Origin of the sequence: Parabacteroides sp. D25, from assembly GCF_000307475.1 — a bacterium.
Lineage (GTDB): Bacteria > Bacteroidota > Bacteroidia > Bacteroidales > Tannerellaceae > Parabacteroides > Parabacteroides distasonis.
The window spans coordinates 821,450-834,248 of the sequence record NZ_JH976501.1 but is presented as its reverse complement, the minus strand read 5'-3'; the positions used below and the strand labels follow the sequence as shown (position 1 = coordinate 834,248).

General features: G+C 46.8%; 9 protein-coding genes and 1 pseudogene. 3 read left to right on the top strand and 7 right to left on the bottom strand.

Going from position 1 to position 12,799, the window contains the following annotated elements:
* Positions 1-8 precede the first annotated feature (8 nt).
* From HMPREF0999_RS06755 to HMPREF0999_RS06735, 5 genes and pseudogenes are all read right to left on the bottom strand, one after another.
* The gene (locus tag HMPREF0999_RS06755) at positions 9-1,136 is read right to left on the bottom strand and encodes a FimB/Mfa2 family fimbrial subunit (RefSeq protein WP_005860610.1); all 1,128 of its coding nucleotides are present in this window, start codon (positions 1,134-1,136) and stop codon (positions 9-11) included.
* A gap of 166 nt (positions 1,137-1,302) precedes the next feature.
* Entirely contained in the window at positions 1,303-3,390 is a 2,088-nt protein-coding gene (locus HMPREF0999_RS06750) for an Mfa1 family fimbria major subunit (protein ID WP_009275536.1), read from the bottom strand.
* Positions 3,391-3,426: 36 nt separating this feature from the next.
* On the bottom strand, positions 3,427-4,887 hold the full coding sequence (locus HMPREF0999_RS06745; protein WP_010182728.1) for a DUF3868 domain-containing protein: 1,461 nt from the start codon (positions 4,885-4,887) through the stop codon (positions 3,427-3,429).
* A gap of 19 nt (positions 4,888-4,906) precedes the next feature.
* Positions 4,907-5,389 (bottom strand): annotated as a pseudogene (locus HMPREF0999_RS06740) (DUF3575 domain-containing protein); the annotation flags it as partial.
* A 370-nt stretch (positions 5,390-5,759) separates the two neighbouring features.
* The gene (locus HMPREF0999_RS06735; RefSeq protein WP_009275534.1) at positions 5,760-6,719 is read right to left on the bottom strand and encodes a tyrosine-type recombinase/integrase; all 960 of its coding nucleotides are present in this window, start codon (positions 6,717-6,719) and stop codon (positions 5,760-5,762) included.
* 118 nt (positions 6,720-6,837) lie between these two features.
* On the opposite strand from HMPREF0999_RS06735, the gene HMPREF0999_RS06730 reads away from it, so the two are divergent.
* The 3 genes from HMPREF0999_RS06730 (at position 6,838) to HMPREF0999_RS06720 (ending at position 9,808) form a co-directional block, all read left to right on the top strand.
* Positions 6,838-8,202 carry a sodium-dependent transporter gene (locus HMPREF0999_RS06730; RefSeq protein WP_009275533.1) on the top strand — a complete coding sequence of 455 codons (1,365 nt, stop codon included), beginning with the start codon at positions 6,838-6,840 and terminating at the stop codon, positions 8,200-8,202.
* 77 nt (positions 8,203-8,279) lie between these two features.
* Positions 8,280-9,008, top strand: a complete 729-nt coding sequence (locus tag HMPREF0999_RS06725; protein ID WP_009275532.1) for a ComEA family DNA-binding protein — start codon at positions 8,280-8,282, stop codon at positions 9,006-9,008.
* Positions 9,009-9,043: 35 nt separating this feature from the next.
* Positions 9,044-9,808, top strand: a complete 765-nt coding sequence (locus HMPREF0999_RS06720; protein WP_005860596.1) for an AAA family ATPase — start codon at positions 9,044-9,046, stop codon at positions 9,806-9,808.
* Positions 9,809-9,810: 2 nt separating this feature from the next.
* On the opposite strand, the gene HMPREF0999_RS06715 is transcribed toward HMPREF0999_RS06720, so the two are convergent.
* A complete protein-coding gene (locus HMPREF0999_RS06715; RefSeq protein WP_009016484.1) occupies positions 9,811-10,317 on the bottom strand; it encodes a flavin reductase family protein in 507 nt (168 codons plus the stop codon).
* Between the two features lie 39 nt (positions 10,318-10,356).
* The gene (locus tag HMPREF0999_RS06710; RefSeq protein ID WP_009016485.1) at positions 10,357-12,684 is read right to left on the bottom strand and encodes a TonB-dependent receptor; all 2,328 of its coding nucleotides are present in this window, start codon (positions 12,682-12,684) and stop codon (positions 10,357-10,359) included.
* Between the last annotated feature and the right edge of the window lie 115 nt (positions 12,685-12,799).

Below are 12,799 nucleotides of genomic sequence, written 5' to 3'. Positions count from 1 at the left end.
ATCTCTGTTTACAATATGCCATCGTTGATACGAATCACCCAATCCTTCACCTGTATCTTGAAGCAGGCGTACCCCACGATCGTAGGGTCTTCCGGATCGGGACCATCGGGATTATCCGGGTTATCAGGATTGTCAGGATTATCAGGATTGTCAGGTCCCGAAGGATCCGGAGGCGTAGGCTTATCCGGACAATCGGGGCATACCTTCGGTGTAAGGAAGAAGATGATAGAATACTCGTCCTGCCGGTCCAGATACTCCTGCGGGGAGATACGGTGCCCCTCCATCTTGGTGAGAAGGAGGTAATCGTTGAGGTTCACGTTCAGCACATCCTTCTCCCATCCGTGATGACGGATGATGAGGCGGTAGTTACGGCCCGCCATCAGGCGCATGGTGTTCATCTCGGCCACGGCCACGTATTGCCCGCCTACGGTAGCGCCGGGGGTCGGGTCGGCTCCCAACTCCACGTTCTCCGTATAATAAGGCAGGTAGTGGATGGTGGGATCTTGCAGCAGGGAATTGTCGTAATCCATATACCCGTTGTCGGCCACGATCCGGAAGGAGAAGTTGTTCACGTCCATGTCCTCACCCATCACGTTTTGCAGCACGACCCGCAGCTTGTTGGTATTCTTGGCGAGTGAGATGGTGTCGGCCTCGGGCATGTCGCGCGTCACGGTGAAGGTATCGAGGCTATGCCAAAGCGGGTGCAGTTCGTTGGGTTGTGTCGTATCGTCCTCACGCAAGGTACGTACCTTGACGCCTTGCGCCCTCTCGACAGCCTGCGACGTCTCGGCAGGGTCGTTCCATGCGTAACTGCCCTTGTCCAGCCCGGCCCAAGTGACTACCTGATAGGTACCCGGCTCCATGTCGAAGGCGATGGAGTTCCGCTCGTCCAGCTCGCTCTTCTCGATCCGCCGCTGGAAAAGGAAGTTCCCTTCTTGGTCGCAGACGAAGAGCGTAACGAAGTCTACCTCATGCTGGAAAGCGTCGGCGAATTTCATATTATAGTCGTACTTGAAATACAGGCGGAACTCGCAAAGCGGCAGCGAGTCGTCGTGTATCCAATCGCAAGCGTATAGCTCCACGGACAAGGCGGCTATGCCAATCAACTGTTTGCAGGTATGAAATAAACGGTTCATAATCATTTTATTAAGATACACAGTAATCCTCCGCCCGTACTACCGGAGATGGAGGTAAACCATGATGCCCATTATAAGGTTTTTATGATGGGCATCGTAAGGTTGCTTGGATGGGCAGCATAAAGTGCTTACAATGCCCATCGTAAGAATCCCCCGAAGGGTAAAGTTATAGGATAATGTCTTTGTTCGTACGTTTTACCCAATCCTTCACGTAGATAGTCACGTCGATAGTGACATCATCACTCTCATCCGGCGTACCGGGATCATCCTTACCCGGGGTATAAGGTAACGGATCGCCCAAGCCACGAATACCTTTCACATACAACTGGTACACGTTATTGCGTACGATACAGAATTCCATCACGCCCATCAGACCATCGTTTCCGTTATCGTTATGACGGATCCAAAACTTGTGATAGCTTCTTCCGCTTTTGTATAGGGAAACATTATAGTATTGGTATAAATTGCCGATCTGCTCTGAGCTGAATTGAGATACAGGGGTAATATTAGAAGGAAGATGCGAAGCTTGTCTCCTAAAAGCCGCATAAGTCAATTTCTGTTTAAGATCCTCATCAAGAGTTGCTTTACCAGTCAAAATCCCATCCAAATATTCCTTAAACGCGCTTTCTAATCCATTTTGAGAAGACATATCTTGAACCGCCTTCTTCACAGCATTGACATCCGCAGTTATATCGTCCCAACCATCCATAAAGCCTTTCAATAAATTTTTCTTGTCGTTTTCCAAATTGAACGCACGGGCGGCAACGCTCTTCACATCTTTATAAACAAGACGTGACACAGAACCATTACTATTATAATGAGCCGCGGAAAGAAACGTTTTATCACCATTAGGCAAATTCACAGACTTGATCTCCCCATTTTCATAGGAACTCACCTTAAAGTCGTTACTCGGAGTAAATTCAGACTCGAAGATTACACCAGTAGTATAGCCATGTACCTGCGAGTTCAGATCCAACGTATTTTCCTTGGTATAAACAACCGGGTAATATGTCCGACTATCACCACTTACTTCCTGTGTATAGCTTAATCCAGAAGTAGGCATAGACACCATCTTATCCAAGTTATTCAAATCAGTTGAATTGCTCGGATTAAAATAATTAACATATGAATCTTTAAATTGATCCCAAGAAGAACTTTCCCCTTCCGGCAATTTCTTTTCCCGGATCTTCGGATCTAACACATAATTGTACGATCCGGCACCAGTGTCATTATTCTTCCATATCCATTTCTCATCACCTAAATATCGAACAGGATCGTTGGTACCATCTGCCGGCAATACCGCATTAGCACCATAGTTATACTGTACCGTAGGAGAAACTTGCTTAAAAAGATAACTTTCGCCCTTCCACTGATTCACTACCTTATACCTCTTCAACGTGAACGTACCCTTATTCTTTACAGGAGAAGTTCCCGGTATATTAGTCAGATCTAAATTCGAGGAGTATGCCAAATCAATACGAGCGGCTAAACGTTCTACGAACACCGTTGTCCGAGCCGGATATGTCTCATCCATATTCGCAGCAGAAAGTTCAACGATAGAACTGCCGTTAGAAGGAATAGCACCACTTATCATCTTATGTGTAGACATTACAAAATGATGGTACTCCGCCATATTACTAGCAGGAGTCCACAATGCCCTATCGTTTGCGGCAACTCTATCGCGCAAGTCTGCCAACGTACTAATACCAGTCAACCTTCCTCCCGCATTAATAACGGCAAATACCTGATAATTGCTCTTATCTTGTGTCAGAGGATTCTTCATGGTTACTTTCATCGTAACCTTTCCGTCACCATGACCAGGCTCAGTTCCACCTAAACTCGCATCAATACCTTCCAGATTCGAATAATAACCTTGGCCTGCGATCTGTATACTACTACCATTGTCAGTATTTAGTAACTCTAGCTGATTGCCATCCCCCAAAGACTCTTCATCTGTTGGCACCAAGAATATATTAACATCATATACCATACCCTCCTTAGAGCCGGAAAGCTCACCAAGAGAACCATTACCATCCTCGCCCCAACCGGCTCCCCCCTGATTAGGATTAGAAGGAGTAGTATCTGCTTTCGTTAGCGTTCCTTGCGAAACCGTAGAGACGTTCACCGTCATATAGACCTTCTCGCCATCCTCTTCCGCCCCGGTGTTATTTTTTCCGTTGTCGAGATCATCGGAACAACCGGCCGCCAATAAAAGTGCCGTTGCCATCGCTACGTACCATTTTTTCTTTTTCATAATATTAAAATTTTTGTCTGTTATCTTATCCTATTTTTACTCTTGCCGTTTCTCTGCGATCTGCCTCAAGTTCTCCTCCACCTGCGAGGCCATGGAAGGATTGTCCGACAACTTACCCAGCAGGGCCTCCGCCTCGTCCAAGCGGTTCTCCAGCATGGCGATGGCCGCCTCCGCCAAGGTACGCTCCGCGGAATTGGAAGTCTTCGCCAAATAACGGCGGGCCGATTCCAAGCGACCCGCGTCGATCGCCGTAAGGGCGGCGTTCAGATTCGACACCGGATCCTCCGGATACATACGCACGGCAATCTCGAACACCTCGCGGTAAGCGTCGCTACCCGGTTCCATCGTCTGCGCCACCCGGAACATCTCGTTTAGACTCAACTGCCTAGGGTCCGAATAGATCAACTCACGGGCCTCTTCTACCGTAAACGAACGGATCGTGTAGCGCACCGCGTAATCCGAATGGCGCAAGGCTGGATAAATATCGCGCAAGAGCACCCGATACGAGGCCCCCCCGTTCAACGCCTTTAGCTTCGCCTCGCGGCGGTCGTAATCCTTCGGCTCGTCCGCACGGATGATGGCCAGCAACTCCTCCTTGTCCGCAAGCGAGGAGTTCTCCACCCGTTTCTCCAATCCGGCCCAGTCCTCCGGCTCGAAATCCACCGTGAAACGGGCCTGCTCAAAGTGGTAAAGGCCCTTCACATATTCGATCAACGCCTTGGCGCGATGCTCGGCCAAATAAGTGTTATGCTTATAGGTACCTTCCGGCGATGCGAAACCCTTGATATATACCTCCGTGATGGTAGCGTAAGGATCCTCCTTCACTGACGACACGGTCTCAAGGATCTTGCGCAGCTCCGAGGGATTGTCGCGATACTCAGGATATATCTCCGTGCGGTTTACCGGGAAGTCGAGGAAGGCGCTTCCTTCCTTCACACGCTCTTTCACACGCTCCGCCTCCGGCGTGACGTAGGCCAAAAGCGGCCGCAATACCACAGGCTCCGCGATTCGGATCGGGAAAAGCGGCGACTTGTCATTACTCAACGCCTCCCAACCGCAACCGCAAAAATCGGCTACCAGCGACACCTCCGAACGCTCCATCCACTTGGCGAAAGGAATAGAGGCATGGTAATCGAACGTCTGCTCCTTCCCATTGTGACGGCGTAAGACAAACTCTCCGTTCGCCGTCGCATCGCGCCCAGACCGGTCGTACTGGATCTGGCGGTTACGCCCGTTCACGATCACGGGAGGCAAAGCCCTTACGCTATCGCCCCGCTCGATCAGCGGCGTACAGACCAAACTCCGGTTGGCCGATAGCGACAACTCATCCAGCGCTAGTTTCATATCAATTATCAAGCGATCGCCCACATGCTCCACCAACCGCTCCTTCACGACGATGGCGGTAGCCGTCTGCTGCGCCTGTACGGGAATCGTAGTACCCACACAACCGGCCAAACAGGCGATCCCAAGTATCATCCATCCTTGTAGATTCTTCATTTTTCAGTCCTCCATCGATTTAAAATTGGTAAATCAGATTGATCGCCGCCTGCGTAGGCCCGAAGTAATGCTTCTTGATCCCTTCTTGCTTGCGACCGCAATTCGCGCAGGGATACTTGTCCGACTTCAAGTACAGATAGCCCACGCCCACCGTGGCCTCCAAGTTCCAATGGCGAGACAGCAGCCACGAGTATCCATAACTGATACCGGCTCCCGCGCCCCATCCCTGGTGACGCTCGCCCTCTGTACCCAGCCATTTGATATCGGCTACATTATATAATAGGTACGGAGTATGCACGCCGAGGAAATGACCGTTAAACGTCTCGCAAAACCAATACCTCAACTCCGGGTGCAGACGCAAATGCTTCAGTGAACGGCCATAACTCCCATCATCGTTCTTGCCGCTGAACGGATTCAAGCCTGCCTCCAACTCAAGTGTCCAATGACGGGCGAGATAAACTTCAGCCCCCAAATTAAACGTGGCAGTAGCCCAATAAGGAATTTAGGGGAAGCTATGTCTTTAAAATGAACCATATTCACCTTTATTGATTCACTCTCTCAACTAAAGAGGAATTTCTATACTCTACAAATTCCTCCTGAATATCAAAAACAAATAATACAATAAGCTCGTTTGGATAGGCCTATATGTAAGCCATTGATTGGCAGCTGTATAGAAACACCATAATATTTATTGGATTTCATGTACGTGTTTTCCAAAAAACATGTACGTCTTTTCAGGAAAACATGTACATGTTTTTCTGAAACGTTCCGTGTGGTCTATTGATATACTATATAAACGACAATAAAATGTTGTTTAACGTTTATTCTCCGCTGACGTTTTTGAAACGCTAAACCTTATTCCATAAATAAGTTCACAAACCATCCATCCTTTTCTCTAAAATCCGATTTACAGAGCCTATCACCTTCATGTTCGCATGAGCCAAACGTGATATATCCAATTCTTCCAGATAAAAACGAGTCGTTTTCTCCGACGAGTGCCCCAACGCCTGGCTGATCAAGGCCATCGGCATATCGCAACGTAAAGCTTCTGATGCCCAGCTATGGCGAACAACATACGACGTAAACGGATTCGGTAACCGTAAAGTTTGCCCAATCCGTTTCAGCCGGGCATTATGCCGAGCCAAGCTACGCTTATACCTCAAATGGTCCGGATTCCCGGGCGGAAGAATCGGGAACAAATACGACGATCCGGTCGCTCGCTGCCGATCCGCGTATTTCCGGATCAATTGCAACATACTACTGGTTATCTCCAACCGGATCATACGTCCTGTCTTATGACGGTGATATACCAACTCATTCCCCCGGATATTCTGCCTCGTCAAGTACGCTATATCCACAAAAGGCATCCCGCAAGCCATAAAACTGAATAGGGAAAGATCTATCGATAATTCCACTTGCGGGTCATCCACCACCTTGATCTGAGCGATTTGCTGGAACAAAGATGCGGGAATCGCACGCCTCGCCGTCATCGCACGCCGGAGTTTCAAATTCTCAAACGGATAATATGACGCAGGAACCAACGACTCTTGGCAAGCCATATTATAAAGCGCCCGCAAACTACTGATATACGTATTTACCGTATTAGTAGCTAATCCTTTTCCCTGAAGATACGTGATGAAATCTATCACCAACGCACGATTCAAATCGGCCAAACAGAACCCCGGGTTCTTCACGAATCTTAAAAAATGCCTTACGGCCACCTCATACAACTCAGCTGTCCCTTCTTTCTTTAACTGCCGTTTCATGTCTCTTCGTTTTCCCATATAATCCATCAATGAGATTGCTAACTTTTTCTTACGTCCTCGTTTCATACTCCTTTCACTAAATTATTTATACTTTACACGAACAAATTAATTCAAATTATTACTTTTGCTCCCGAAAATAAGAAAATAGGTAACAATTAAAAGCATAAAAGCAACAATAAATAATATGGCAAACAATCGAGTCACATTCGGTAGTAAATTGGGCGTAGTACTAGCTACCGTAGGATGCGCCGTCGGATTGGGAAGCGTATGGCGCTTCCCGTATATGCTGGGAGCGAACGGAGGTGCGGCCTTCCTACTGGTCTACATACTTTTCATGATATTCTTGGGCATTCCGGTGATGGTAACCGAGTTTTTCATTGGCCGGTATTCCCGTAGTAATACGGTGGGTTCTTTCAAGAAGATGGCTCCCGGAACAAAATGGTGCTGGATCGGGTACAACGGGATCTTGGCCGCATTTTTGATATTAAGTTATTACTCGGTTGTCTCCGGTTGGACGCTTGAATATGTTTGGCAAACGCTAAGTGGCCGTTTGTATGGACAGCCGGATATAGACTATACGGCCGATTTTCAGGATTTCGCCTCCAATGTCTTCCGTCCGATCTTTTGGATGGGCGCTTTTATCGGGTTAACTCACTTCGTGATTGTCTCGGGTGTAGAAAAAGGTATCGAACGGGCCTCTAAGATCATGATGCCGCTTTTATTCTTGATCTTGCTGATCATGTGCGTACGTTCCGTGACCTTACCGAACGCTGAGGCCGGATTGCTTTTCCTTTTCAAGCCAGACTTTAGCAAATTGACTTCCTCAGTGGTCTTAAGCGCACTAGGACAGGCTTTCTTCTCTTTGAGTTTGGGTATGGGCTGCCTGATCACTTACTCCTCTTACTTCGGGAAAGATACGAATATGCAGGCCACCGCTTGGCAGGTGACAATCATTAATACGCTTGTCGCCGTATTGGCCGGTATCATGATATTCCCGGCGGTATTCAGTTTCGGCATCACCCCTTCCGCTGGTGCGGAACTCGTGTTTATCACGTTACCGAACGTATTTGGGCAATTACCGCTGAGTGGCTTGTGGTCCTGTATTTTTTATATCTTGCTAGCGATGGCGGCACTGACTTCCACGATCTCTTTACATGAGGTAGCTACGGCCTACGTTCTTGAGGAGTTCCATATGACACGCAAGAAAGCGGCTTTGATCGTTTCCTTAGGAGTCTTTTTCTTAGGTATTTTCAGTTCACTCTCATTCGGGGTGATGAAAGGATTCACGATTGGAGGCTTGGCCTTTTTCGACGCGCTGGATTACTTGACCGCCAAGATCATGCTACCGCTGGGAGGTATGCTCACTTGTATTTTCGTAGGTACACGTGTCGATAAAAAAGTATTGAAAGCCGAGTTGACCAATGAGGGGACTCTTAAGTTCCGTCTTTTCGGCGCTTACGTATTCTTTATGAAATACGTGGCCCCAATCGCCATCGGTATCGTATTTTTGAACGAATTAGGGATCTTGAAATGGATTACCGGTAAATAATACCGAGAATTCCTTGTCAATAGAAACGGAACTTCTACCTTTGTCGGTGGAAGTTCCACAAATCAAAACATAAGACTATGAAATGGCGTGATTTACTTTATTTCTCCAAGGGGGAAAGGCAGGCTCTTACCCTACTCCTTTCCTTAATAGCGATGGCATGGATCGCAATTATCGGGACGGATTTCTACCGTTCCCAATTTCAAACAGTCCCATTGGCAAACACCGGAATCAAACAAGATTCCTCACGGATCTATTCGAATAAAACACCTTCAAATTCCATTCGGAAAGAAAAAGAATCCCATTCGAACGAAACTAAAATCCCTTCCGAATGGAAATCCAAACGCATCCGAAGGGAATCAAAGCCCCATTTTCCCTCTTATCCCAAAGCAGAAAAATGGCCGCAAGGAACGGTTGTCGAATTAAACTCGGCTGATACCACCGCCCTTAAAATGGTTCCGGGAATTGGTAGCGTTTTTGCCAAGCGGATCATTAAATACAGGGACTTATTAGGAGGATTTTATTCCGTAGAACAACTAGGAGAAGTATATGGTATTGACGAGGATCGTTATGAAGCGATGAAATCGTGGTTTTCCGTGGACCCGTCAGTTATTAGTCATCTATTTGTCAACCAACTGTCAGCTAAAAAACTAGCCAGTCACCCATATGTCAGTTATAAACAAGCTAGGATCATCGAAAAAATGATCCGGAAAAAAGGGAAATTACAAGGTTGGGAGGATTTATCCCTATTGGAAGAGTTTCCGGAGCACGAACAACAACGATTACGATATTATCTTTCATTCCATTGATATTTTCACTATGTTTGTAACAAAACATATTCTGTATGATCTATCTGAAGCAAGTAAAATTACTGGACCCGGACTTGGTAGCCGGCGATCCCGAGGAGCTAAAGTATCCTTATAAAGCTCCGGCAGTACGTTTCACGGAATCATTCATTTTCCGCAAGCCGGTCACTTTCCTTGTCGGGGAGAACGGGGCGGGAAAATCCACCCTGCTGGAAGCGATGATGAGTAAATATGAGGAAAGGGATGAGGAAGAACCGGGTATGCTATATGACGGAACCGAGGCATACAAGATTTACGCCAATGTCTTACCCGAGCATATTAAACTGATCGAGACCCAAAAACCGGAAAAGCATTTCTTCTTCCGGGCAGAATCCTTTTTTAACCATGCGGCCGAATTGGATAGGCAAGCCCAACTGGAATTACGTAAGTACAGCCGGATCTACGCCTATAAAGCTTACGGTGGCAGGAGTTTATTGGAGCAATCGCACGGCGAGAGCTTTCTCTGCGCTTTTCTGAATTATGCCAGCCGCAATACATTATTTATATTAGACGAACCGGAAGCCGCACTCTCCCCACAACGGCAGCTGGCCCTTTTAGTGCGTATCCACGAACTGGTGAATAACGGTTGCCAACTGATTATCTCCACGCATTCCCCGATCCTGATGGCTTATCCGAACGCGGACATTTACGCCATCGATGATACCGGAGCGCATGTCACCCCGTATGAGGAAACCGAGCATTACCAACTCACTAAATATTTCCTCACGCATACGGAGCAAATGATGAAAGAACTGCTTGGGTGATATTATTTCTCCCAAGCATTCAAGATCTCGGCAATGTAAACGATATGCGCATTACCGTTCTTCTCATCATACCAACGAGGGAAAACGGTAGGATCTAAAAACTTGGCCTCCTCGATCTCGGACTTATAGACCACTTTGCATTCCAACGTAAGGCGAGCTTCCTCGAATACCGGGTTGCCGGCCTCCGTAAAGAGCGGCGTCAACCCCGTAGCGGCCACTTTATCAATCTCCCGTCCGGATTTAGAGCCACAAATGCTATGGGCTTTCCGGTGCTCCGGTCCTAGGAAAGTAATCGTGAATTCATTCCTAGCATCGATAAACTCACGGGTATAACGCTCCGGACGAATAAAGGCAAACACCACCGGACGGTTCCATAACACTCCCACGCCGCCCCAACTGGCAGTCATCATATTAAACTTCTCCTTATCACCGGCGCTTACCAGCATCCACTCCTTACCAATCAACTCGATAAAGTTGTCTTTGATCTCATTCGGATTAATCGCTTTCATATCTCATTTTATTTTTCCTCAAAGATATAAAATATTCCCTTACTTACCGGTACTCATCACACCGGAGTCATTATCAGCGTTATTCACCTTCTTCTGGCCGGCGCTGAACTTACGGCCGAAGGAGAAATTATAGGAGATCGTCGCGATGAATAAGCGAGAACTTTCCTTGATATAATTTGAACGGCGGAAAGAGGCGTATTGGTTCCAGTTCTCCGTCTCCTGCTTATAATTATCCGTAAACGGATTGATGACACGCAGGCCAACCATCAAGTCCTTATGCCGATAACCGAGTTGAATTCCTTGGATATTCTCACCCCCACTCATCGTCTCGCCCTTAAACCAGTTCCAATTTGTCATTACCATATACCAAAGCGACCATTTCTTCCATGTAGCGGAAACATTCGCCTCGCACCACCAGTTCGTATATCGATGCGTGTAGGTATTACCGTTACTCATATAATGGTTCATACCACCATTGACAGAAAATTGCAAGATGTCCTTGATCGGACCGACCCGCAAATTGGCAGACGCGACAACCCGTTGCCAGTTTTTCTGATTATCCCAAGTCTGGATGATCTTATTTCCTTCCAGATATTTCTCGTCCATGATAGCGTCCGGCTGATACTCATAAGCGCCCAAGGCATTCACGTAAAACAGACCTTTGCGAAACTCGTAATTCAATTCCGTATAATAACTCATATAAGACTTCAGGTTGGGATTACCCCGCTGTATTTGCAAGGAATCGATCACTTGGTCAATCGCACTCAACTCACCCAAAGAAGGAGTCACATTCCCCATCGTTGATTTCAAACGGATGGAAGACTCCCCGGGCAAAGCATAAAACAAGGTCAACCGGGGACTCACCGTATAACGTTCATAATCCGCATCCTCACCCCGTTGACTATAAGACGAGCGATTCACGGTCACACCCAACGAGTAATCCAGTTTTTTCACCTTTCCCTTGAACTCCGCATATACGGAACTCTCCATCTGTTCCATATGCGTCTTATAGTTATGCCCATTGATATAACTGTTATCCGAGAAAGATTGGTTATGGCGTAAACCGCCGCTCAACCGATTACCATTCGTTAATTTCTTCTCATAGATAGCCTCGCCGATAATCGAGTATTTATCACCATCCACCACATTATTTACATCAGTCAACAATTGTTCATGTTTACTCTCTTGATAGATACGGGTCGATTTCGTTTGGTTATAAGTCCCTACCACGTTAAACACCAAGGTCTGGTTATGCTTCAAATCCCGTTGGTAATATAAATCCAGCGCAGGAGCTTGATAGGCTGATCCCGATAGATCGATCATATCCACTTTATCCTCCGGATTCGCCTTATTCATCAAGACTCCTTGATAATCCCAATGCGGTTGATGATTATTCCGGTAGCGGAACGTGGCGTTAAACATATACTTATCCGGCTTTTGATAGCTATAGTTCACATTCAGGTTATGCATGAACAAACGAGCGCGCGAAGGTTCGCCTATTTCCACACGGTTCAAGGTCGTTCCATTCGCTAAATGGAACTCTTCCTCGTTATTCCGTTTCATTCCATAGAAATCACGAGGACCGATCCGATAAGAAGCGCCCCATTCCGAGTTCTTATGATTGATCTTTCCCCAAGCATTATGTTCACCCCACATGGAATTGATACCTTGCGCCATGTCCAGACCAAAACTACCTCCCGTATCCGGCCGGCGAACAATATAATCCAGCACGATATCGGCATTGCCGTAACGTAAGCCCGGGTTATCATGATATTCTATACGGATGATATCCGAGGGATTCAAGGCCTTGATCTCATCCTGTTCCACCTTCACGCCATTGATACGCACTTGGACTACCCCATTTCCCGTGGCCTTGATCTCGTTGTTCAACAAATCCACCTGCACTCTCGGTAGCATCATCTGCTGCAACAAATCCATACCGTTTCCCGAAGCCTTCATCTGGCGATCCGATGGGAAGACCACTTTTTTATCGGCATGGCTCGTCTGGGCAGAGGCGCTAACCGTCACCCCGTCTAAGGATACCGCATCATCATTTAAGGATATTTCTCCCAAAGAAATATTCTTGGACAAGCCTTCCAAGGAAATATACTCCGTCTTAAAGCCTAGACTAGAGACAGATAGAATATAACTCCCTTTTTTAATCTTATTTAATAAAAAATGCCCCTTCATATCCGTAGTCGTACCCGCTACAAAAGAAGAGTCCATTGTTTGCAATACCACATTTGCAAATTCCAAGATTTCTTTGTTGCGAGCGTCCCGCACCATTCCCTTTATCTCCAAGTTCTGAGCAAAAGCTCCCTGTACCATACCGCCTAGCAGTATGATCCAAATCATCATCCGTTTCATTTTTATCGTATTTTTTCCGAATATAGCAGGGTGGCCTTTCCCGCTTATCATTTGTTTCTAACTATAAGACGACAGCCGTTTGGAAAACGTTACAAGAAAATGATAAAAAAATAAT

Coding starts and splice junctions, on each gene's coding strand:
- HMPREF0999_RS06755 (WP_005860610.1), bottom strand. CDS start 1,136: ATGAACCGTTTATTTCATACCTGCAAACAGTTGATTGGCATAGCCGCC.
- HMPREF0999_RS06715 (WP_009016484.1), bottom strand. CDS start 10,317: ATGAAAGCGATTAATCCGAATGAGATCAAAGACAACTTTATCGAGTTG.
- HMPREF0999_RS06720 (WP_005860596.1), top strand. CDS start 9,044: ATGATCTATCTGAAGCAAGTAAAATTACTGGACCCGGACTTGGTAGCC.
- HMPREF0999_RS06725 (WP_009275532.1), top strand. CDS start 8,280: ATGAAATGGCGTGATTTACTTTATTTCTCCAAGGGGGAAAGGCAGGCT.
- HMPREF0999_RS06735 (WP_009275534.1), bottom strand. CDS start 6,719: ATGAAACGAGGACGTAAGAAAAAGTTAGCAATCTCATTGATGGATTAT.
- HMPREF0999_RS06730 (WP_009275533.1), top strand. CDS start 6,838: ATGGCAAACAATCGAGTCACATTCGGTAGTAAATTGGGCGTAGTACTA.
- HMPREF0999_RS06745 (WP_010182728.1), bottom strand. CDS start 4,887: ATGAAGAATCTACAAGGATGGATGATACTTGGGATCGCCTGTTTGGCC.
- HMPREF0999_RS06710 (WP_009016485.1), bottom strand. CDS start 12,684: ATGAAACGGATGATGATTTGGATCATACTGCTAGGCGGTATGGTACAG.
- HMPREF0999_RS06750 (WP_009275536.1), bottom strand. CDS start 3,390: ATGAAAAAGAAAAAATGGTACGTAGCGATGGCAACGGCACTTTTATTG.